Source organism: Anaerolineales bacterium (genome assembly GCA_022866145.1).
In the GTDB taxonomy this organism is placed as follows: domain Bacteria; phylum Chloroflexota; class Anaerolineae; order Anaerolineales; family E44-bin32; genus PFL42.
The window spans coordinates 1-21,684 of record JALHUE010000418.1 but is presented as its reverse complement, the minus strand read 5'-3'; the positions used below and the strand labels follow the sequence as shown (position 1 = coordinate 21,684).

Sequence of the window (21,684 nt, the reverse complement as noted above, 5' to 3'; positions counted from 1 at the left end):
GTCCCCGGCGCTCACCCCCCGCAGCAGGTGCTCGGGGAGCAGGCCGAGGGCCAGGTAGTCCATGAATGGGGCGAAGGGTTCAGGGAGCTGGAACTGTACGTTGCGGTCGTCCAGGCGGATGATGTTGATCTCGCTCCACAGCTCACGCAGATCTTCCGGCCCGGGAAAATCCTCATCCTGCATCTTGGAGAATGTGTAGATGACGTCATCGGAAGTGACGGGCAAGCCGTCGTGCCAGGTCGCGTCCGGGCGGAGGGTGAATGTGTACAGGGTTGCGTCCGCCGAGACAGCCCAGCTCTCTGCCAGGTCGGGCTCGGGAACGCCGCGGGAATCGAAACGCACCAATCCCGAGTACAGCAGGCGGTCGACGTCGCGGTCGGCTTGATTGGCGTAGTCGAGGACCGGGTTGAGGCGGACGACCGAACCCATCAAGCCCTCAACGTACGACCCGCCTTTCTGAGGCAGCAGCTCGGGCGTGCCCGGCTCGGGGGACTGCTGCAGGAGCAGGGCGAGGATCAGGAGCAGACCCCCGACGGCGATCAGGATCTGCCAGCGGATTCTTCGCATGCTTCGATCGCGGGAGGGGGCTGGAGTCCGGGCGCCGGCCTCAGGACTGCGCCATGACGTTCGCCATGGACAGGGTGAAGAACAGCACGCTCAGGCCGATGGTGAAGTAGAAGATCAGTCGCTCGAGGCCGCGGCGCTGGTGATAGCCCGAGACGGAGAGATCAGCTCCGGTCAAACCGCCCAAGCCGATTCCCCGGCTTTGTAGCAGGATGACGGCAACCAGGGCGATCGAAACGACGATCATGGCGAGGTTGAGATACGTATTCAACGGACCGCCTCCAAGGAACTCAACCCGGCATTATACCAGGCAGGGGAATGGGCTTCAAGGCGCGCCCGTTCGATCGGCCGAGCGCAGGTAGGCCTGGATAAAGCCGTCGATCTCGCCATCCAGCACGGCGCTCGTATTGCCAATCTCATAACCCGTCCGGTGGTCCTTTACCATCTGATACGGGTGCAGGACGTACGACCGGATCTGGCTGCCCCATTCGGCCTTGACGTGGTCGCCCTTGATCTTGGCCAACTCCTGTGCATTCTGCTGGCGCTGCAGCTCGCCCAACCGGGCCCGGAGGACCCGCATGGCGTTCTGGCGGTTCTGCGTCTGGGATCGCTCGTTTTGGCAGGTCACAACCAGCCCGGTCGCTAGATGAGTGATCCGGATGGCGGTCTCGTTCTTCTGTACGTTCTGCCCGCCAGCCCCGGCCGAGCGATAGGTGTCGATCCGCAGGTCGGCGGGATTGATCGTGATCTCCTCGGCCTGGTCAACCTGGGGAAGGACCTCAACCAGGGCGAACGAGGTATGCCGGCGGTGGGCGGAATCGAAGGGCGAGAGGCGCACCAGTCGATGAACCCCGCGTTCCGCCTGCAGGTAGCCGTAGGCCGACTCGCCGTCGATGGCAACGGTGGCACTCTTGATGCCGGCTTCTTCGCCTTCGCTGCTGTCCAGGACCTCAGCGCCGAGTCCGGATTGCTCTGCCCACCGCAGGTACATCCGGAGTAGCATGGCGGCCCAGTCCTGCGAGTCGGTTCCTCCGGCGCCGGCATGAATTGCCAGGATGGCATTGCCCCGGTCGTACTCGCCGGAGAGCAAAGCCTCCGTCTCGCGCCGATCCACTTCTAGGCGCAGAGACTGGACCTCCAGCTCCAACTCTTGGGTCAGGGCGGGGTCCTCCAACGCTGCCAGCTCGTCGGCGTCTGCCAGGCGCTGGCGCAAGGTCTCGAGGCCGCTCGTCAGCTGCCGAAGGCCGGAGGCCTGGCGCATCACCGCCCGGGCCTTCTCACCCTCTCCCCAGAATCCTTCCGCCTGGGAGGCGAGATCGAGCGCCTGCAGTTCTGATATCCTGGCGGGGTAGTCAAAGACGCACCAGCAGAGTTCGGTATCGGTCATTCAGCGCCTGCAGGTCCGCCCTCAATCCTTCGTAGGTCATCTGGTCACCGCCCTTCAAGCCAGGAAATGATACCCCAGGTCGGAAAAAGGCCCACGCCTCACGCGGGCAGGGCATCCACAAAGGGAGCGGCCGCGAAGGGGGCGAGGGTGGCCTGGACAGCGCTGAACACTGCGCCGCCCGGGTCGCTTCCCTGGGCCACCGTGACGACCGGAACGCCGATCCGGGCTGCCCGCAGCTCGAGCTGCGGTCCGGCTTCCTCACGGAAGGGTTCTGCTCCTGCCAGCAGCCTCGGGCCCTGTAGGCCGCTAGCTTGGCGGCAGAGGTGGTCTTCCCCGAGCCGTTCTCGCCGACGACGGGGTGGACGGCGCTGGGAGGGGGAAGTGGCGGGAGGTCGGGCGCCTGCAGCCGGTCGATCAGTAGGGCCGCAGCTGACTGCGCAAAGGCCGAGCACAGGTGATGCCTACTCGCCTGGCATACGCTTGCAGGTCGGCCTCCAGGCTTTGCCAGAACGCCGGGGTGAGCTCTGAGTCGCTGTGCATGGTCGTGACTCGGCCGAACCCCGCGCGCCGGGTTTATTCCAGGGCTTCGCGGCATGAGTCCATCGCCGGCGGATTGTATCAGCCGGGCTTGGCTCGAGAGAGGACGGCGCATAGCCAATCGAGCGCGGCTACGCGAATGGCAAATGGGGAGCCCGGAAATAGAGTGGGCGCTCCCATCGGGAGCGCCCGTGGCTGGGGGTCGAGGATTCGAACCTCGGCATACGGATTCAGAGTCCGCTGTCCTACCGCTAGACGAACCCCCAGGGTTTCCTGTGTGGGGGAGGGTCTTGGACCCCTGACGCACGCATGAGTCCGTTTGTCGTTTCTGTGGCCACACGACGTTGAACGCGGCGACGGGCTAGCCCTGAAAGCCAAGCATCTCGCGGATGAGGCGGTCGGCCTCCCTCAAGAACGCGGCCTCCAGGCTGCCCATCTTCGACTTAAGTCGCGCGCGCCCCACAGCCCTGAGTTGAAGCACTAGCAAGACAGACTGGACCGTCAAGCCGTTCTCGGCGGAGGGCGTGACCATGAGCGTGTATGGGAACCGCAATGCGTTGCTCTTGGAGGTGAACGGCACGACCATCACCATGGGGTTGGCGGAGTTGTCTTTCGTGCTAACAACCAGTGCTGGATGCGGGCCAGCCAACTCCCTAGTTGGCTTCCCGGGAGGGGGAGGGAAGTCTACGTCCCAGACCTCTCCTCGCTCCATGGGTTATCCCAAACTAGCGTGGAACTGCCTAAGGTCCTCATCGCTAGCAGCCTCAAACGACGAGAACTCCTCCGAAAGGCTCTGATCAGAGTCAAGCCGGGACGACGATAGGAGTTCCACGAAGCCGAACGCGCTTTGCGACGAGACGGACTCAACGAGGTAGACCGTGTCATCTGCTGTCGAGAAAGATGGATCAGTAGTCATTTCATCCATTTGAGTCATCCTCAATCCTGTACTTCGGTTCCTTCACCCACTGGAAGCCGCTCTCGTGAGTGATAGCCGCGACTTGGAGCGGACCGCCGCAAGCCGGTGGCCCCAACTCGAACGAAGTGAATCCGATCGTAGTGCGAAGGACGTAAACAGCGAAGTTGATCGCATCTTGGATCGGCATCCCCTCGAATGCGACAGGTGAACTAAAGATCTTCTCTCCGAAGATAGGAGCAAGAATCTCCTCGGAAACCCCGGCTTGCTGGAGGTAGAGCCTCATCCTAGGGTCGAAGCCAAAATGGAGCCTCGTAAATGGGAAATCGATTCCCCTCCAGGATGCGCCATACGCGTCGTCTGGACGCACCTTCGTGGCCGTATCGGCTCTTGGGAGGATGAACTCCCATTCCTCCGCGAGAGCCTTTCGGTCGGAATACCCCGCAATGTAGAAGCCGAGCGGTGGTCTCTGGTCGAGCGGGGCTTGGCCGAAAGCAGCGTCGTAGTGACCTTTGATGAAGGCATGGAGAGCCTGGGCCACGTCTTGGACTGAATTCCCGTGTCTTTCTCTGCTGAACTCCAGCACGAGACCATAGATCGTTCTTGCGCCAAGGCTGCCTGCCCCGAACGTGACTACACCGACTGCCGGTTCCTTCCCCAACGGGAAGAGTTTCCTGGCATTCTGGTAAGCCTTTGCCACCCCGTAGGTCCCATCGGGCGCTTTGAGGTGGACCTGTGTCATGCTATCGCTGCCAATCACCACACCGTCGCGCACCTTGACGGAGACGCAAATGGTCATTGGGCGTCGCGCTCAGTTGCTCAGTTGACCTGGAGACTCAGGAAACGAAGAAGCCGCCGTACAGACAGGCTTGTGGACACAGTACGTCTCCTCCCCAGCACAGCCCGCCCATCGCCTTGATCCCGGCCTTCGCTCCGGGAGGCGCGCGCAAGTGATATTGCGCGGGCCCGGTAGCTGACTGCTACAAGATACTAGCACAATCCCGTGAGCAGCACATTAACTTGGGGGAAAGGCGGTTCGGAGGCGGTCTGAGAGGAGGGCTTGACGCAATGGTGCACATAGTGTATACTATGCGTAGAGCAGAACGGAGGTCAAGATGGCCGGATCCCTGGCAACCCGCACCCCTCAGACCGCCCTCGAAGTGATCGAGTCGTGGGCGGATCTCCCCTCGGATGCCCGCAAGCGCCGCGCCGCCGAGGCCTCTCAGCATGACGACCGGACCGCGCTCCGCTCGCTCCTGACGGCCTACGTGGGCCTGCATGGGCGCAGAGGCACGGACACCAGCCCTCGGACCTTGGACACCTACTGGCGCGGCTCTCAGCACTTCTTGGACTGGAGCGGGAGGTCCGGGGTCAAGCCGCACCAAGTCGGAGAGCCTGAGGCGCGACGCTTCCTCGCCTCGCTCGCCAGCATGAATCCCAAGAGCAGGCAGGTCTACCTCACAGGCGCGAGGTCACTGGTTGCCGCGCTCCGGTGGGCGGGCCTCGGGACCGGGGATCCCTTCGCCTCTGTCAAGGTCACGGATCCCACTGCGCCCGCGGAGAAGGCCGACCCGTACAGCGTCGAGGAACTGCGGAAGATCCTAGCCGAGGCGGATCCACGCGAGCGCGCCCTGACGCTCCTCGCCGCGGATGGCGGCCTGCGACTGGCCGAGGTCGCCTCTCTGACGTGGGCGGGTGTCGACTTCCAGCGCAAGCAACTGACGATCCGCGGGAAGGGTGGCAAGGTTGCCAAGGTCGCAGCAACCGATCGGCTGACGAAGGCACTCAAGGCACTCGATCGCGACGGGGAGTCGGTCCTCGGGGTGAGTCGTCGCCGGATCCAGCAGATCTTCGATCGGCTCTGCGATCGCGCAGGGGTCAAGGCTCGGGGATACCACGCGCTCCGGCACTCCTGCGGGACCCGGCTCTACCGGACGACTCGGGATCTCCTCGTCGTCCAGAGGCACCTGCGCCACTCCAGCGCCAGGACCTCAGAGATCTACGCCCACCTCTCGGCGGTCGACTACCGGAAGGCCGTCGCCGGGCTGGAGGGGAACGGCGCGGGCGAGTGATTGCGATACGTATCGCGGGATCCGAGGGAGGCCGGGCCAATTCCCGGCCTCCCTCCGCGAAGAGGAGTCGATGGCTGACACCCCTACCGGGAGTGGCTACCGGGAGGATCCGGGACCTCGACCCATGCGGTGATGTCAGCCAGGGTAAACAACTCCTGCCAGAGCGATCGGCGCGTGAGGCCGAACCGGTCCCGGATGTCCCTCAGGTCCCACCGCCGCAACGCGGCCGAGATCGTCTCCAGGCTCTGCGTGTTCACTCGGACGGTGTTCTCGAGGCCCGTGCGGCGCTTGACCTCCGCCTCGCCCAGTGCGATCGGCTCGAGGCCGGCCAGGGCGGTCTCCAGGGCGATTAGGCCGTCATCTGGGAGGATCCCGCCGGCCCTTGCTGCCCGCTCGCGCTCCGCCTCTAGTCGCCGGGTCCCATATGTGAGGTAGACCGCCGCCGCAGGCCGATCGCCCGTCCGCGCGATCCCTCTGAGCCTTGTCGCCAAATCCTTCGGACTGAGGCGGCCCGCCGTATCGGATGCGAAGTCCCGGAGCGCCGAAGCGCGCACTGCATCAGTCGGCCCCAACAGAGTGAAGATGTCGGCCTGCTTCGCCTCCGCCAGAGTCGCCTCGGCCTCCGACAAGCCTCTGATGAACGGATCCGCCGCCTTGTTGATCTCGTCGCGGTATGTGTCCAGAGCCTGAGTGGCGGACTTCTCCATCTGCCCCAGATACGCCCTGACCGCCCGCTCATCGATCGGTCGCCCTTCGCCGTCGAACTTGGCCCGAAGGCCCTCATGCAGCCTCTGGAGCCTGCCTCGAAGGCGCGCCTCGGCTTGGTGGAGCGCCGCGCCCCTGTCGGGCATGGCTGCCTCTCTTGCCTCCTGTTCCGTGAAAGCACCGATCCCGATGGTCATCTTGCCTCCTGATTCCGTCTTAGCATCTCGTCATAGTCCAGCCCGAGATGCTCCGTGTAGTATTGCCGGGCCTCCGCTTCCGTTGCCTGGCGGCGCGTGGTCTCGCCCGTCGGTAGGGGCATCGTCTCGATCCACAGCCCGCCCTTTCCGTCCGGCCCGTAAACGACGATCTCCCGAATGGTGGGAGGTCCTTCCGGCGCGGCCCGCTCCAACCGGGCAAGTCGTTGCGAGATCCTGTTACTTCGCCGTCCCATGTTCGATTGCCTCCAGTCGAGACTCGAGCGCGTCGAGTCGCTCTTGCACCTCGGATTCGAGCAGCCGGAGCGCCAGCGCGTACACCGCGCACAGCGCCCTCGTGCGCCTTGTGCCGTTATCCAGCAGCCAAGTCGCCGCGAGGACCTGTTGCAGGCCCGCCCGGATGCCCTCAGGGGTCGTCAGATCATCCGAACCTGCCGCGAGCCGCGGATAGGCTCTCCCGCGGCCTCCCTTGCGTCGCGCTACTGCCCGCTTTCGCTCCCACCGCGGCGAGTGCGTGAAGCAGAGGCCGTCAGCGCCCGCCGTCGCCTTGCATCGTTGCCCGCTCCTCGTTCGCGCCTTGCACTGTGCCATGTGCTAACCTCGCATCTGCGCGGACCCAGCGCCGCCCTCGCCCGCGGGCAAGATCCCTCCGGTCCAGGCGCGTGATGCCCCCACCCGGCGCGGCATCATAGGGGTCCAGGCACCGGCGACGTTTCGGCTACCGGTTCGCCACACTCCACCGCCTACCGGCTCGAAGCCGGAGGCCCAGGCCACGCATTACCCAGCGGTGGAGGCCCTCGCCTTGCGGCGACGTGGGCGGTCGGGGAGGGCGCAGCACCAGCACCCCATCATCCCCTCTCAGCCAGCCCCACTGGGCTGACTGGCGACCCTCAAACAGTGCTAGACTCGGGTCGCAGTCTAGGGTTTCTGGCTGCATCGGGGGCCGCGCTCTCTTTGCCGGGTGTGCGGCCCCCTGATTGTTGCTCTGAACCGATCCACTTGGCCTACTGCAACACGCCCTCGCCCACTAGTGCAGCCCTATCTGCGGGGTCGGCTCGGCCGCTCGACCGGCTCCTCAAAACAAACTCCCCCGCATTATGCAGGGGAGCGCGTTGCACTTAGATGCAATTAGGACTTACTGCAACGAACCCATTTCCCTCATGCGCTTCCTTACCCGGTAGTACTTCGAGACATCAAGGCCGCAGCCTGTGGCACCGCAAATCGCTTGTAGGTCTATGACCCGGCCCTTTGAGCGCTTCCTGTCGATTTGCAGGACCGCCTCCTTCCAATTCGGCCACTCCGGGCGCTTCTCAAGGCGGGGCGCGCCTCTCGGCTTTCCCGGCTTCCGCCGCGCCTGCCTCTCGCGCCAAACCTCCGGGAACAGATCAGGATACATCTGGTGCGCATCGCGACCGTACTGCTCCGAGAGGTAGGCGCGCATGCCCGCATCCGAGTAGGGCGGTCCATTGGGAAACTTCTCTGTCACAAACATGTGGGCTGAGGCTGGACCGTATCGCTCCGACATGTAGGCGCGCATGCCCGCATCCGAGAGCAGTTCAATGCCCTCCGGAATCTCCATCGATGGATCCATAGCACCTCCCAAGTAACGAAAGGCCGTCCGCGGTTGACGCAGACGGCCCGGAGTGTGCTATGCTTGGGTCGCACACGCGCCTCTCCGCGTTGGCCGCCGCCCGGAGGCTAACACCTCGCGGGCGACTTCTTCTCAGGTGATTCTAGCACCAGCCGACTAGCAAAGCAATCGATCCACGGGTGACGCGTGCTCGTGAACTGCGCGCAGATCCTCTTGCGTCTGCTTGGCGTAACGCGCGATAAGACTCAGGTCGGCATGCCCGAGGAGTCGCTGGAGTGAGACGACATCCATCCCCTGACGGAGACTCGCCAGTGCGAAGGCTCGCCGGAAGGCGTGAGGCATTGGAGGCGGAACGCCTGCTGACTTGGCCCGTCGCCTGAGCAGGCTCGCAAGGCCGGATTGCCGAAGCCGAGTGCCGTCCCGCGTGACCCATAAGGGATCCCCTGGCGAGGCATCCGGTCGATGCCTGAGGTATCGCGTTACGTCCCGCAGTGCGGTCCGTCCCACGAACACGGTCCGCGGCCGCTTGCCCTTCGTGTGGCGCAGGCTGAGAGCGCCTGAGCGCGGATCCAAGTCGCCCACGTTCAGCGCAAGGAACTCGGAAGCCCTGCATCCGGTGTCAAGCAAGGCCAGGAGCAGCGCCCGGTCACGATCCCCCGCAAACGTCCGCCGCTCGCAAGTGGCGAGCATGGCGCGCAGATCGTCCAGGCTCAGCGGATCCAGCGGCTCCTGAGGCACCCGCGGCGCGGGAACCTTGTCGATCGGATTCCGCCAGCCCTCCGGCTCCGTCTCCGCCTCCCACCATCGCAGGAACGCCCTCGCAGTCCGGTACAGCCCATGCAGACCGCCCGGAGACCTCCGCTTGCCCTGTGCGAGCAGGAAGCGCCTCAGGTGATCTGGGGTCATGTCCTGCACTTGGCGCACCCCTTCGCCCTCAAGGAAGGTCACAAGCGGCTCGATCTTGTCAGCGTAGTAGTCGACTGTCCGGGGTGAAAGGCCGCGCGCCTGGCGGTCAATCAGGAAGGCTTGGACCTCCCGCCGCAAGGGTGAGGCGGGGGTCAGAACTCGGAGAGTCCGTTGTCCTTTTTCGGCTTGAAACATGAGCGCACGCTCCCATTTCTAGCGTGCGCCCGCACAAATGGCTGGGGGTCGAGGATTCGAACCTCGGCATACGGATTCAGAGTCCGCTGTCCTACCGCTAGACGAACCCCCAGAGCAGTTGGATTCTAACATGCGGGCTGAGGCCGTGCAACGGGCGAGGCGGTTTGCCTGACTCAGTTCGCTAGCTGGCGGGCCGCGGCCTCAAGCCGCTCCGTCACGAGCGAGCTGCCCAGGATCACCATGGTCTCGACCAGAGGCGGGCTGACGGTCTGGCCGGTGGTCGCCACGCGCAGCAGGCTGAACAGCTGGGCGGCTGTCAGCCCGAGCTGCTCGGCGAGCTGGCGGAGTGCGGCCTCGAGCGCCTCCGGGGTGAACTGGGGCACGGCCGCCACCACGGCTGACGAGCGCTGCAGCGCCTGTACGCCGGCCGGCGCGGTCACGCCTATGGGGAGCATTGCCACGGTGGGCGGGGCGAGGCTTTCTCGGAAGAAGAAGCCGGCGATCTCGACCGCCTCCTCGAGAGTCCGGATCCGCTCCTGGATCAGTGGCGTGACGCGGCGCAGGGCAGTCTCCGACGTCGACAGACCGGCGGCCTGAAACACGGGCACGAGTCGGCGGGTGAGGTCATCGACGGTCAAGGCCCGGATATGCAGGCCGTTGAAGTGGTCGAGCTTAGTGAAGTTCACGGCGGCCGGGCTCGGCGTGAGCTTGGCCAAGGAGAAGCTGCGGATCAGGTCCGGCAGGCTGAAGAACTCGGTGTGATCGTCGAAGGACCATCCCATCAAGGCGATCCAGTTGACGACGGCTTCCGGAAGGTAGCCGGCCTGGCGCAGGTCGAGGGGATAAATGGTTTGAGCGCCGCCTTTGGCATCGATTGCCTGGCGCTTGCTCATCTTGCCCTTGCCGGCGGGGTTGAGAAAAACCGAAAGGTGGACCCACTGCGGCTGCTCCCAGCCGAAGGCCTGGTAGAGCAGGACATGCAGCGGGAACGTGGGCAGCCATTCGGAGCCGCGCAGCACGTGGCTGATGCGCATCAGGCGGTCATCGACGATCGCCGCCAGGTGGTAGACCGGCAAACCGTTCGATTTCATCAGGATGTAGTCGTCAAGGTCGGAGTTCTCGACGGTGATGGGCCCGCGAATCAGATCGATGGCGGTGGTGGTCCCGGCGGGCGGTGTCTTGAAGCGGATGACATGCGATTCCCCGCGACGGGCGCGCTCCTGGGACTCGGCCGGGTCCAGTTTGCGGCATAGACCGTCATAGCGGGGCGACTGTTTGGCTTGCTGCTGAGCCTGGCGCCTCTGGGCCAGCCGCTCGGGGGAGCAGAAACACCGGTAGGCGTGTCCGCGAGCGAGCAGCGTCTCGGCATGAGCCTGATAGCTCTGCTTGCGTTCAGACTGCCGATACGGGCCATACGGCCCTCCGATGTCAGGTCCTTCATCCCAGTCCATGCCGAGCCAGTGCAGGCTTTCGATGATCTCGGCCTCGGCCGCCGGATCAAACCGCTTCTGGTCGGTGTCTTCGATGCGGAGGATGAACTGGCCCCCGGTTTGCCGGGCGATCAGATAGTCATAGAGCGCAGTGCGGGCGCCGCCAATGTGGAAGCGGCCGGTGGGAGAGGGGGCGAACCGAACGCGCACCGGTGGTTCAGAGCTCATCAATTCCCCCCACGTGCTCTGCGGCAGGGATCACAGTTCGATGCGCTTGTGGCGCAGGTTCACGCTTTCGACCAGCCCGATGCCGATCAGGGTAGCCACCAAAGACGACCCGCCGTAGCTGAAGAAAGGAAGCGGAAGACCCGACACGGGGAGCAGGTTGAGGTTCATGCCGATGTTGAAAGAGCCCTGGAAGAGCAGCAGCACCGCCACCCCGTAGCAGATCAGCGCCCCATACGTATCGCGCGCATGCGCCGCGGCTCGCAAGCAGCGGTAGCTCACAAACATCAGCAGGGCAATCAGAGTGACCGCGCCCACAAACCCGAACTCCTCCGAGAATGCCGAGAAGATGAAGTCGGTGTGACGAACCTTGAGGAATCGGAGCTGGACCTGGGTGCCATTGCCATATCCCTGTCCGAAGAGCCCGCCGGAGCCAATCGAGATTATCGACTGGTTCACATTGTAGCTGGCACCGTAGTGGGCTTCTGGATCGGGAAAAAGGAAGTTGGCGACGCGAGCCATCTGGTAGTGCTTGACGAAGAGGAAGTCCCGTTCCGCAGGATACTCGGCGATGAAATAGCGGGCGACGAATGGCAATGAGACCAGGGCGGCCAGCAGGACCGCGCCCACGAGCACCCCGAGCGGGCGGAGCCTGGCGCCCGCCGCCCAGATCAGCGATATCCAGATGACGCCGATCACGACCGAGGTGCTCAGATCCGGCTGAAGGAAGACCAGTAGGATCGGAATGCTGGCGATCAGCAGGCTGCGCAGGATCACCCGCAGGTCGCTGATCTCGTGTTGATGTCGGGACATGTAGTCCGCCAGCACGATGATCATGAGGATCTTGCTGAGCTCGGACGGCTGGATCAGCACGATGCCGACATTGAACCAGCGCGCCGAGCCGAAGCCGACAAAACCGGCAGCGAGGATGAAGCCCAGCCCGGCCAGCACCAGCAGGTACATCGGGCGGGCGACGGCTGACCACAGGCGGTAGTCGATGGCAGCCGTCAGGAACACGAGCACCAGGCCGATCAGGGCATAGATCGCCTGCCGCGGCACGAGCTCGGCCAGGTTCTCATTCCCGCCGATGGCCGAGCGGATCATGGCGATGCCGGCAATCGTCATCAGGGCGACGACTGCCAGCAACCAGACGTCAAAATGACGCCAAAGGCGGGAGGACGACCGCATTCGGCTAGCCTGCCTCGCGGCGCCGAGCGCGGGCGGGCGCCAGCGGGATGTCGGCGACCAGGCGTTGCCGATTGCGGTCCCGGGTGAGCGAGATCTGCACCGCCGAGCGGTCGATCTCAACGTAGCGGGAGAGCACGTTCACAAGATCGTCCTTCAGGGCTTCCAGCTTGCCGGGAGGCAGGTCGGCCCGATCGTGGACCAGGACCAGCTGCAACCGTTCCTTGGCGGCGTGGGCACTGTGGCGATCCTGACCTCGCAATCGCTCGAGGATGCTCATGCCGCGCCTCCTGGCTTCACCAGGCGCGACAGGCGCCCGAAGAAGCCGTCCTTGGCTTCCAGATCGTCAAACGGTACCTGCTCGCCCGTGAGGCGCTGTGCGATCTGCCGGAACGCTCGTCCGGCACGGCTGCGTTCGTCAAGGGCGACAGGCGATCCTTGATTGGAGGCGACGACGATTGTCTCGTCTTCGGGCACAATCCCGATCAGCTCAATCGCCAGCACTTCGAGAATGTCGTCGGTGCTGAGCATCTCCCCGCGGCGCACCATGTCGGGTCTCATCCGGTTGACAATCAGCTTGGGCGGGCCCTTCTCCTCGGCCTCGATCAAGCCAATGATCCGGTCGGCGTCGCGCACGGCGGAGACCTCCGGATTGGTGATAATTAGCACCAGATCCGCCGGAGCGATTGCATTGCGAAATCCGCGTTCGATTCCGGCGGGCGAGTCAATCAGCACCCAATCGAACTCCGCTCGCAGCTCATCTACCAGGCGGACCATGTCCTGCGGTGAGACTGCTGTCTTGTCTCTGGTTTGAGCGGCGGGAAGCAGGTACAAATCGCTCAGCCGCTTGTCTCTGATTAAGGCCTGGCGCAGCTTGCAGCGGCCCTCGATGACGTCTACCAGGTCGTAGACGATTCGGTTTTCCAGACCCATGACAACGTCCAGGTTGCGCAGGCCGATGTCCGAGTCCATACACACTGTACGCAAGCCGCCGGCGGCCAAGGCTACGCCGATGTTGGCCGTCGCCGTCGTCTTGCCGACGCCGCCCTTTCCCGAGGTGAGAGTTGCGGTCGTTGCAGTCATGCGATCTCCCAGGCCTCCAATCGGCTAGCGCTTGCCCTCGATGGACCACGGTTCGGCCACCAGCTGCCCATCGCGGATCAAGGCCGTCTCCGGGCGCGGTTTGCCTCTTCGATCCGGCGAGACGGCGATCTGGGCCCCGATCCGAAGCTGAGTCGGTGCCAGGTCAAGTGCGCAGACAACAGCTGACTCCTGCCCGCCGGCGCCGGCGTGTACCGTCCCCCGCAGGCGACCCCACACGATGACGTTCCCCCCGGCCACAATTTCCGCCCCCGGATTGATATCTCCCAGGACGACCACATGGCCCGGGTAGTGCACCTTGTGACCCGAGCGCAGCGTTCGTTGCAGGAACAGGCAGTCCTCGCCCTCGACGCCGTGCCCCGTGGCCTCGTCATCGGTCGGGGAGGGGCGGGGCGCGGGCGGACGGGGGCGAGCGAGCAGGCCCAGGTTGGCGGCGGCCTCTTGCGTCGCAGGGTGGTCGCTTTGGACGAATCGGAGGTGGACCTCGCGTGACGCCAAGACGTCCCGCAGACTGCCAAGTTCACCGGCGTGGGCCTCGATTCCTCCCAGCTGGAGCGTCAGCTGCGCCCCGCGGAAGAAGTCCGCCCGGAGATCGATGGCCTCCAGCAGCGCCCGAACCGACGCCGGCCAATCGTCGTCCGGCAAGACCGCCAGCAGGCCATCGGCCGTCCCTTTGATCTCAAGAGCGGATTCCATCATTCGCGCCCAAGCCGGCGATTATAGTGCAAATGGTGCCCTGAGCGCTACGATTCCCGGGAGGCATCGCCGGCCTTGAGGGCGAAGTACGTCTCGAGGATCTCGCGCACGACCGGGCCGGCGGTGATTGCGCCTTCCCCGCCATTGTAGACAAAGACCACGACTGCGATTTCGGGGTTCTCGTAGGGTGCAAAGGCTGCATACCAGGAGTGGGTCGGCCACTGGCCCGGGACGCACAGCCCCTTCTCGCGGGCTTCGGCGTCGCAGAACTCGCCGGTGCCGGTCTTGCCCCCCGAGGAGATGTTCTCAAGTTGGGCGTAATCCGCAGCAGTCCCGTCAGTGACAACCCGCTGCATACCGCGCCGCACCAAATCGATGACCTCCGGGGAGACCTCGATGTCCGGGCTAGGCAGCGGCCGGTCGGACATGAGGTCCAGCACGTCCTGCGGTGCCTTGATGCAGCGGCCGATTTCCTCGGCCGGGGTGATCACGCCGTCCGTCAGGTCCCACAACATGCAGGGCTCGATGTCCTCGATGAGGTTGCCTTCGCCGTCAAGCACTTGAGAGAGCAGGTGCGGCCACATCACCCTCCCACCGTTGGCAAGGGTCGAGACGGAATTGAGCACCTGCAGCGGGGTCGCCAGGACGAACCCTTGTCCGGTGGCGGAGTTGTAGGTGTCGCCGGTGGACCAGTTCTCGCCGAGGTTGATCCGTTTCCAATCTTCGCTGGGGATCAATCCCCCCTCTTCGGCAGGCAGCTCAATGCCCAGCTGGTGGCCGAAGCCCAGGGCCCGGGCGTAGATCCCCAGGCGTTCAATTCCCAGGCCCCCAGGCTCGATCGGCTCGCCGGGAAACCCGCCGCCGATCTTGTAGAAGTACACATTGCAGGACTGCGCCAGCGCGTCGAGGAACCGGATCCGCCCATGGCCACCCTCCTTCCAACACACGAAGTCCTTGGCAAGCCCCGGGTCGTTCGGGAAGTAGGCGTTCTGAATCGTGATCTTTCCGGGGTCCTCGAGCGGTGTGTTGGGAGAGATCACGTTCTCATTCAGGGCGCCAGTAGCCGTCACTAGCTTGAAGGTCGACCCCGGCGGGAACTCGGAGGAAACGGCGTGGTTGACCAGGGGCTTGCCCCGTTCATCTTCCACAAGCTGCTGGAAATAGTCCTGGGGGATAATCCGCGCCAGGCGATTGTTCTCGTAGGTCGGAAGGCTGACCATCGCCAGGATTTCGCCGGTCTGGGGGTTGATGGCGATCGCGACGCCCAGCGGGACTTTGGTTTCCCCGGCAAATCGGTTCATGAAATCAATGCGGGCGGCCAGAGCCGCCTCGGCGGCGGCCTGCAGGCGGGTGTCGATCGTCATCCGCAGGCTGTTACCCGGCGCCGGCTGGGCGACCTCGCCGAGGGTGCGGATCTGCTGGCCGGCGACATCCTCTTCGACGTCTTTGCTCCCGTTGCTCCCGGCCAGGGCCTTCTGGTAGGCGCCCTCCACCCCGGCGTAGCCAACCTTGTCGCGCGAGGGATCGAACCCCAGGGACTGGTACAACTCGGAGAAGGCCGCCGGGATCGGGCCCAGGTAGCCGATCAGGGCGGAGGACAAGCGGCCGGTGGTGTACTCGCGCACCGGCTGAATCTCGACCCCGACCCCCGGCAAGTCAACCTGCTCCTCGCGCATGATGCGCGCCAGTTGCTCGGAGACATCACAGGCGATCGGCCAGGGCTGATAGGGCGCAATGGTCGCCCCCTCCTCAACCAGCTGCCGCACCCCTCGGCCGGGGACGCACTTGGCTGCCGGAGGGCCCGGCTGGTCCAGGGGGACGCCGATGAGCTCCGCCAGCCGGGTGTAGATCTCCTCGACCTCAGCTGGACTGTCTGGCAGCAGCGCCGGAGTCACCACGATGTTGAAGGTGGGGATGTTGCGTACCAACTGGTAGTCGTTGCGATCGTAGATTACCCCGCGTGGTGCCGGGATATTGACCCTCGTAATCCGGTTCTCGCGAGCCGATTCGATGAACTCGGCGTTGCGCAGGATCTGGAACGAGAACAGCCGGGACACAAAGAGCGCCAGCAGGCCAAGCATCGCCCCATAGGTGACTGCCAGCCTCCAGCGGGGGATTTTGGAAGGGGCGTTGCCGTTGGCCTTCACAGGACCACCTTGGACGGGTACAGGCTGCGCTCCAATCCGCCTGCAAGCTGAATTGCCGGGATCGCCAGGATCAGGTTCAGTATGGTTGCCGGGAGCACGACCCGGGTCAGGATGTGGACGAGGTCCGTGCCCGGATAGATCAGGAGCGCGATCGACCCCAGCACGGTGTAGTAGACGGCCGTCGCTATCAGCACCGCCCCGAGCGCGGCAAACTGATGCGCCCGCCACAACCTTCCCTGGGCAAGGGTCGCCACATTGGCGGCCGCGATCAGGGCGATGGCGCTGACGCCCAGCGGGATGCCGGAGAGCAGATCCAGGAGCATCCCGGCAACCAGGCCAGTCACCATTGCTTGTACCACGCGCCCAGTCATGGCCCAGCCGACAACCAGCAGCAGCACCAGATCCGCCCGGCCGTCGAGCAACTCAAACCTAGGCAGCAGTGTCGTTTGCAAGACGACAAGCAAGGCCGCCGTTGGAATCAGGACCAGGTAGGCCATCCGTCACGGTCCTAGCTGCGCCTCGAGGGGCGCAAAACTCGTTACGACCAGCAGGATTTCCAGGTCCTCGAAGTCAACGCTCGGCGTGATCACTGCCTGCTGGAAGACCTCAAAATCCCGCCTGCGGACGCTGATGACCTGGCCGACGGGGATCTGGGCCGGGTAGTTTCCCCCTAGGCCGGAAGTAAGGACGAGTTCTTCTTGGGAGACCTCAACCTCCTGGTCGATCATGTCGATCCGCAATTCCCCGTTTGGCTGGGCCGACGTCACGCCATCGGCGCGGCTAGCCTGCAGGCGGACGTTCACCGCCTCGCCGGGATCGGTGATCAGCCGGACGCGGGAGGCGTTGGGGTAGACCTCCACGACCCGGCCTACCAGCCCCGATTGGTTGACGACCGGCATCCCGCGCGCCACTCCGTCGTTGGTCCCGGCGTCAATCCACAAGGCTCGCAGGAATGGGCTGGCATCGCGGCCGACGACTCGGGCGGCGACGTAGCCGTATTGCGGTGCGCTGCGGGCGAAGTTGAGCAGCGCCGCCAGGATGTCGACTTCAGCTGCCTGCTCGCGCAGGGTGATCACCTCCTGCTGCAGCCGAGCGACGTCTGCCTCCAGCTCGGCATTGCGGGCGAGCAGCGTGGCGACATCGCCCGGGGATGTAGCCAGATCCTGCAAGGCTGCCAGGCGGGGGGCGATTGCCGCTTGCAGGGCGACAAGGGGCTGAAGCGCAAGACCCTCGACCGGGCGCAGGTAGCCGGCCTGGCTGAGGATCAAGACGCTCAGCGCAACCAGCACCAGGGCCACAGTCACCAGAACGCGGGGGGAGAAACGTGGCATGCTTGACCGTAGGCTAGGGCCCGAGGCTTACCCGCTTCGCAGCGCTAGACCCTCGGCCGGTCAAGCCCGACCAGGAACCTGCGATTGAGCTCGAGGTTCTCGAGGATCGTGCTTGCCCCCCGGACCACGCAAGTCATCGGGTCCTCGGCCAGCCAGACCCGCATTCGCAGCTCGGTGGACAGCCGCTCGCTCATGCCCTGCAATTGAGAGCCGCCTCCGGCCAGGCAGATTCCGCCATCCATCAGGTCGGCCACGATCTCCGGCGGGACCTCATCAAGAGCGTCCTTGATTGTCTGAACAATGATCCTGACCGAGCCCGAGACCGCCTCGCGGATCTCGACCGAAGACACTTCGACGGCCTCGGGGAGCCCGCTGACCAGATTCCGGCCGCGCACACTGGACAGTCGCTCTTCCTTCAAGGGGTAGGCGGACCCGATCGTGATCTTGATGCGCTCGGCCATGCGTTCGCCGATGAGCAGGTTGTACTTGTTGCGCACATAGCTGACGATGTCCTGGTCCATCTCGTCACCGGCCACGCGCAGCGAACGCGAGACAACGATTCCGCCCATGGAGAAGACCGCCAGCTCGGTCGTGCCGCCTCCGATATCGACGATCATCGAGCCGCGGACTTCGCTCACCGGCAGCATCGCACCGAGGGCGGCCGCGGTGGGCTCTTCGATCAGGTAAGCCTCTCGGGCGCCGGCAGCCATGGTGGCGTCATACACGGCTCGCTTCTCGACCTCCGTCGCGCCGCTGGGAACCCCGACCACGACCCGTGGCCGCGGCACCGGGACGATGCTCTGCTCGTGGGCCTTACCAATGAAGTATTCGAGCATGGCTTCGGTGATCTCGAACTCCGAGATGACGCCGTCTCTTAGCGGGCGCAAGGCGACGACGTTGGCGGGGGTGCGGCCCACCATTTCCTTGGCTTCGGCTCCAATGGCGATGGGCCGCTTGCTCTTCTTCTCGATTGCCACCCAGGAAGGCTCGTTGATCACAATGCCTTTCCCGCGAACACTGACGAGCGTGTTCGCGGTGCCAAGGTCAATCCCGATATCCAGGGAGAACAGGCCAAGGAACCAGGTGATGGGATTGACAGCCAACGCGACGCCTCCGCCGCCAGGTAAGGAGCAAAGTCGGATTATAGCATAGGGGTGGGCCAGGCCCGGTCGTCAGCATTATGTCTAATCGACCGCTAATCCTGGGCGCCTCTGCACTATAATCGCCACAAGTTGGATGACCTGATTTCGCGTGTGGCGGAGTTCATCGCCCGCAGACGGCTTCTCCGGCCTTCCGATCGGCTGGTCGCAGGCGTCTCGGGCGGCCCGGACAGCATGGCGTTGCTGGACTGCCTGCGCGCCCTGGGGTATTCAGTCGTCGTCGCCCATCTGGACCATGGCTTGCGCCCGGGATCCTGGGAGGAAGCTGTGCAAGTCCTGCGGCGGGCGGCTGAGCGAGGGCTCCCGGCGGTCGCAGAGCGCGGGGATGTGTTGGCTAGGGCGTTCCCGGGTGGCAACCTTGAGGAAGCAGCTCGCCGGACGCGCTATGAGTTCCTGGCGCGGGTGGCGCTGGAGACCGGCGCCCGGATCGTGGTCACGGGCCACACGGCGGACGACCAGGTGGAGACGGTTCTGCTCCATCTACTGCGCGGCAGCGGGACCCAAGGCTTGCGAGGGATGCTCCCCGATCAGCCGCTCGGGGGAATCATCGAGGTCGCGGGCGCATCGCAGGTCAGGTTGGTCCGTCCGCTGCTGAGCGTGTGGCGAAGCGAGACGCGCGAATTCTGCCGGCGCAACCGGACTCAAGTGACAGAGGATCCGAGCAACCAGGACTTTGCTTTCTGGCGCAACCGGGTGCGGGGGGAGTTGATCCCTCTTCTCGAAAGCTTCAACCCGCAGGTTCGTCAGGCAATCTACCGCGGTGCGCAGACAACGGCCGAAGCGCACGCTGCCCTTGAGGACCTGGTGGCGGAGCACTGGGCCGAAGTCGCAGTTCAAACTTCAGACTGCGTTCTCCTGCGGTTGCCAATGTTGTTGCGCCTGCCGGAGGCGGTCCAGAGGCTCAGCCTGCGGCGTTCCCTGGTCGCCCTCGGCGCGGGGGCGACGAGCGACGGGTTCGGGGCTGTCGAGCGGTTGCAGCAGCTGTGCGTGCAATCCTCACCGCTGCACGCCCAGCTTGGAGGCGGCCTCGAGGCCTGGCGGGCTGGGGATCAAGTGTTCTTGGTGCGAGGTCCAGAACCCCATTGGGGGTTCTTCCCTCAGTGCATGCCAGGCAGCGCCGATCGCCTGTTGCCTGGCCGAAAACTGCGCCTGGCGCACGGATGGAGACTGACGTGCGAAGAGTCCGGCGCAACCCGCAAGCTGCTGGCGGACATGCGCCAGCCTCGACGGCAGGATGATACAGCCTGGCTAGACGCCGACAGTCTCACCCAGCCGCTCCGCGTGCGGCCGTGGGCGGAAGGGGATCGGTTGCTGCCCTTTGGCGGCAAGGGGAAGGTGAAGGTGGTGGACTTGCTCGCCCGGGCGCATGTCCCGCCGCCCGCCAGGCGCGCCTGGCCGGTGGTGACGGTGGGCCAGGAGATCGTCTGGGTCCCGGGCGTGCGAACGAGCGAGCTGTGCCGAGTGACCGCCTCGGCTAGACGGATCCTGCACCTGGCGTTGCTGCCCGCCAAAGGACAACCCACCTGGCGGGGAGCACCTTGCGGGCTCACAGAAGATTGACTCAGCTTGAGCTGTTTGCTAGAATGCGTTGCGGGTGACAACATAGCAGGGAGACCAGCGTATGGGTCTCGGCCAGCGGCCGAGATCACGAGGCGGAGGTTCCTCGCCGTGAGGCGAGGCTAACCCCGGGGGTACCGGGGGAAAATCGATCCATCAGCGGATGCCTCCAAGCCGCCCACCGGCTTTCCTTCTCCCTTCCGAGTAAGTCGGCGCTAAAATCCGGCTGGCGACAGCGGGGACAATAGCGCCGACAGTGGACAGGCCTGAGATGGCTAGCAGGCCTGTGCCATGGAAGGGGCGGAGCCGTTGTGAGTGAACCGGCGGGCACGCCCTGCGTGTCCGCTATGCCTTTGTGGGACGCAGGCGGCTCGAGCCGGAATCGACACACTCTCGGAGGGCGAAGATGAGCAAGGAAGTGATACGACGTGTGGCGGAAGACAAGGTCAAATTCGTCTGCCTGCAGTTCACAGACGTAAGCGGAGGGGTCAAGAGCGTGGATCTCCCGGTGCGGCAGCTCGAGGCCGCGCTCGAGGATGGGGTGTGGTTCGACGGGTCCTCGGTGGAGGGGTTTGCCCGCATTCAAGAGAGCGACATGCGTCTGCTGCCCGACCCCGAAACGTACGCCGTCCTCTCCTGGAGTGACCCGGACCGCCGGCGGGCGCGGCTGTTCTGCGATATCTACCGTCCTGACGGAGTTCCATTTGCCGGGGACCCGCGGGGCATTCTGAAACGGGCGACCGAAGCCCTTCGGCAGCGCGGCTGGGAGTTCAATGTCGGACCGGAGCCCGAGTTCTTCTTGCTGCGCAAGAACGGCCCCACCACAATCCATCCCGTGCCCCACGATGTCGGTGGCTACTTTGACTTCTCCGCCAGCGACGAGGCTCAACGGGTCCGGGCTGAGCTGATGCTGGCGCTGGAGAGCATGGGCCTCGAAGTCGAGACCGGACATCATGAGGTGGCCCTGGGCCAGCACGAGATCGATTTCCGCTATACCGACGCCGTGCGCGCCGCCGACAACGTGATCACTCTCAAGTACACCGTCAAGGCCCTGGCGGCCAAGCACGATCTGGTGGCGACCTTCATGCCGAAGCCGATCTTTGGCATCAACGGGTCGGGCATGCATTGTCACCAGTCGCTGTTTGACACGAAGGGGAAGAACTTGTTCTACGACCGGGGCGACGAATTCAAGCTTTCGGGCTTGGCGTATCAGTTTGTCGCCGGGCAACTCGAACACGCCCGCGGCATGGCCGCGATAGTTGCGCCGACGATCAATTCCTACAAGCGGATTGTGCCGGGATATGAGGCGCCAGTCTACGTGTGCTGGGCACAGATCAATCGCTCAGCGCTGATCCGCATCCCCCGGCATATGGATGAGCGATCGAAGGCGACACGGGCCGAGCTTCGCTGCCCGGATCCGTCCTGCAATCCGTACCTCGCATTTGCAGCCATGCTGTCCGCCGGACTCGACGGCATCGATCGGGGACTGGCCTGCCCGCCGCCGGTCAACAACATCAACATCTACGAGATGACCGAGCCCGAACTGCAAGAGCTGGGCATCCGCCAACTGCCGGGTTCGCTCGCCGAAGCGCTGGATGAGCTTGAGGCGGATTCAGTGGTGACAGCGGCGTTGGGGGCGGAGGCGCTCGAGGCGTTTGTCCGAGCCAAGCGCACCGAATGTGACACCTACCGCACGCGCGTGACGGACTGGGAAGTCACCGCCTATCTCGAGACGGCGTAGCCCCAAGCCTGCTGGCCCGCCGGCGG

At 64.7% G+C, this 21,684-nt stretch carries 21 protein-coding genes and 2 tRNA genes; 3 read left to right on the top strand and 20 right to left on the bottom strand.

Annotated elements, in window-relative coordinates:
• From MUO23_12595 to MUO23_12570, 6 genes are all read right to left on the bottom strand, one after another.
• The coding region (locus tag MUO23_12595) for an ABC transporter substrate-binding protein (protein ID MCJ7513793.1) at positions 1-567 on the bottom strand (567 nt) is incomplete at its 3' end.
• Between the two features lie 40 nt (positions 568-607).
• Positions 608-835 (bottom strand): preprotein translocase subunit SecG, encoded by a 228-nt coding sequence (secG, locus tag MUO23_12590; protein ID MCJ7513792.1) that lies wholly within the window; start codon positions 833-835, stop codon positions 608-610.
• 54 nt (positions 836-889) lie between these two features.
• Positions 890-1,991, bottom strand: a protein-coding gene (prfB, locus tag MUO23_12585; protein MCJ7513791.1) for a peptide chain release factor 2 whose coding sequence is annotated in 2 segments (ribosomal slippage) — positions 890-1,918 and positions 1,920-1,991 — 1,101 coding nt in all. Because the reading frame shifts where the segments join, the coding sequence is not laid out codon by codon here.
• A gap of 689 nt (positions 1,992-2,680) precedes the next feature.
• Positions 2,681-2,754 (bottom strand) — tRNA-Gln (locus MUO23_12580).
• Positions 2,755-2,849: 95 nt separating this feature from the next.
• Positions 2,850-3,200 carry a type II toxin-antitoxin system PemK/MazF family toxin gene (locus MUO23_12575; GenBank protein MCJ7513790.1) on the bottom strand — a complete coding sequence of 117 codons (351 nt, stop codon included), beginning with the start codon at positions 3,198-3,200 and terminating at the stop codon, positions 2,850-2,852.
• 205 nt (positions 3,201-3,405) lie between these two features.
• The gene (locus MUO23_12570; protein MCJ7513789.1) at positions 3,406-4,143 is read right to left on the bottom strand and encodes a hypothetical protein; all 738 of its coding nucleotides are present in this window, start codon (positions 4,141-4,143) and stop codon (positions 3,406-3,408) included.
• A gap of 418 nt (positions 4,144-4,561) precedes the next feature.
• Between MUO23_12570 and MUO23_12565 the strand changes: the two genes are divergently transcribed.
• Positions 4,562-5,473 (top strand): site-specific integrase, encoded by a 912-nt coding sequence (locus tag MUO23_12565; GenBank protein MCJ7513788.1) that lies wholly within the window; start codon positions 4,562-4,564, stop codon positions 5,471-5,473.
• An 83-nt stretch (positions 5,474-5,556) separates the two neighbouring features.
• Here the strand turns inward: MUO23_12565 and MUO23_12560 are convergent, their stop codons facing one another.
• The 14 genes from MUO23_12560 to MUO23_12495 form a co-directional block, all read right to left on the bottom strand.
• Positions 5,557-6,375, bottom strand: a complete 819-nt coding sequence (locus MUO23_12560; GenBank protein ID MCJ7513787.1) for a hypothetical protein — start codon at positions 6,373-6,375, stop codon at positions 5,557-5,559.
• On the bottom strand, positions 6,372-6,629 hold the full coding sequence (locus MUO23_12555; protein MCJ7513786.1) for a hypothetical protein: 258 nt from the start codon (positions 6,627-6,629) through the stop codon (positions 6,372-6,374). The genes MUO23_12560 and MUO23_12555 overlap by 4 nt, the downstream gene beginning before the upstream one ends.
• A gap of 899 nt (positions 6,630-7,528) precedes the next feature.
• Positions 7,529-7,972, bottom strand: coding sequence for a hypothetical protein (locus tag MUO23_12550; GenBank protein ID MCJ7513785.1), 444 nt, complete (start codon positions 7,970-7,972; stop codon positions 7,529-7,531).
• Between the two features lie 168 nt (positions 7,973-8,140).
• Positions 8,141-9,085, bottom strand: coding sequence for a tyrosine-type recombinase/integrase (locus MUO23_12545; protein ID MCJ7513784.1), 945 nt, complete (start codon positions 9,083-9,085; stop codon positions 8,141-8,143).
• A gap of 38 nt (positions 9,086-9,123) precedes the next feature.
• A tRNA-Gln gene (locus MUO23_12540) sits at positions 9,124-9,197 on the bottom strand.
• 61 nt (positions 9,198-9,258) lie between these two features.
• Positions 9,259-10,743 carry a glutamate--tRNA ligase gene (gene gltX, locus MUO23_12535; protein MCJ7513783.1) on the bottom strand — a complete coding sequence of 495 codons (1,485 nt, stop codon included), beginning with the start codon at positions 10,741-10,743 and terminating at the stop codon, positions 9,259-9,261.
• A gap of 30 nt (positions 10,744-10,773) precedes the next feature.
• Positions 10,774-11,928 carry a rod shape-determining protein RodA gene (locus MUO23_12530; GenBank protein ID MCJ7513782.1) on the bottom strand — a complete coding sequence of 385 codons (1,155 nt, stop codon included), beginning with the start codon at positions 11,926-11,928 and terminating at the stop codon, positions 10,774-10,776.
• A gap of 4 nt (positions 11,929-11,932) precedes the next feature.
• Positions 11,933-12,205 (bottom strand): cell division topological specificity factor MinE, encoded by a 273-nt coding sequence (gene minE, locus MUO23_12525; protein MCJ7513781.1) that lies wholly within the window; start codon positions 12,203-12,205, stop codon positions 11,933-11,935.
• On the bottom strand, positions 12,202-13,008 hold the full coding sequence (minD, locus tag MUO23_12520; protein MCJ7513780.1) for a septum site-determining protein MinD: 807 nt from the start codon (positions 13,006-13,008) through the stop codon (positions 12,202-12,204). The genes minE and minD overlap by 4 nt, the downstream gene beginning before the upstream one ends.
• Positions 13,009-13,032: 24 nt before the next feature.
• The gene (gene minC, locus MUO23_12515) at positions 13,033-13,725 is read right to left on the bottom strand and encodes a septum site-determining protein MinC (protein MCJ7513779.1); all 693 of its coding nucleotides are present in this window, start codon (positions 13,723-13,725) and stop codon (positions 13,033-13,035) included.
• Positions 13,726-13,769: 44 nt separating this feature from the next.
• A complete protein-coding gene (gene mrdA, locus MUO23_12510; GenBank protein ID MCJ7513778.1) occupies positions 13,770-15,869 on the bottom strand; it encodes a penicillin-binding protein 2 in 2,100 nt (699 codons plus the stop codon).
• A complete protein-coding gene (gene mreD, locus MUO23_12505; protein ID MCJ7513777.1) occupies positions 15,866-16,366 on the bottom strand; it encodes a rod shape-determining protein MreD in 501 nt (166 codons plus the stop codon). Before mreD ends, mrdA begins: the two co-directional genes overlap by 4 nt.
• A gap of 3 nt (positions 16,367-16,369) precedes the next feature.
• Entirely contained in the window at positions 16,370-17,200 is an 831-nt protein-coding gene (gene mreC, locus MUO23_12500; protein ID MCJ7513776.1) for a rod shape-determining protein MreC, read from the bottom strand.
• Positions 17,201-17,244: 44 nt separating this feature from the next.
• Positions 17,245-18,288: a rod shape-determining protein gene (locus MUO23_12495; GenBank protein MCJ7513775.1), complete on the bottom strand. Its 1,044-nt coding sequence runs from the start codon at positions 18,286-18,288 to the stop codon at positions 17,245-17,247.
• Between the two features lie 144 nt (positions 18,289-18,432).
• On the opposite strand from MUO23_12495, the gene tilS reads away from it, so the two are divergent.
• Together tilS and glnA are read left to right on the top strand one after the other, a co-directional pair.
• A complete protein-coding gene (tilS, locus tag MUO23_12490) occupies positions 18,433-19,920 on the top strand; it encodes a tRNA lysidine(34) synthetase TilS (GenBank protein MCJ7513774.1) in 1,488 nt (495 codons plus the stop codon).
• A 403-nt stretch (positions 19,921-20,323) separates the two neighbouring features.
• Positions 20,324-21,658, top strand: coding sequence for a type I glutamate--ammonia ligase (glnA, locus tag MUO23_12485; GenBank protein MCJ7513773.1), 1,335 nt, complete (start codon positions 20,324-20,326; stop codon positions 21,656-21,658).
• The last annotated feature ends 26 nt before the right edge of the window (positions 21,659-21,684 follow it).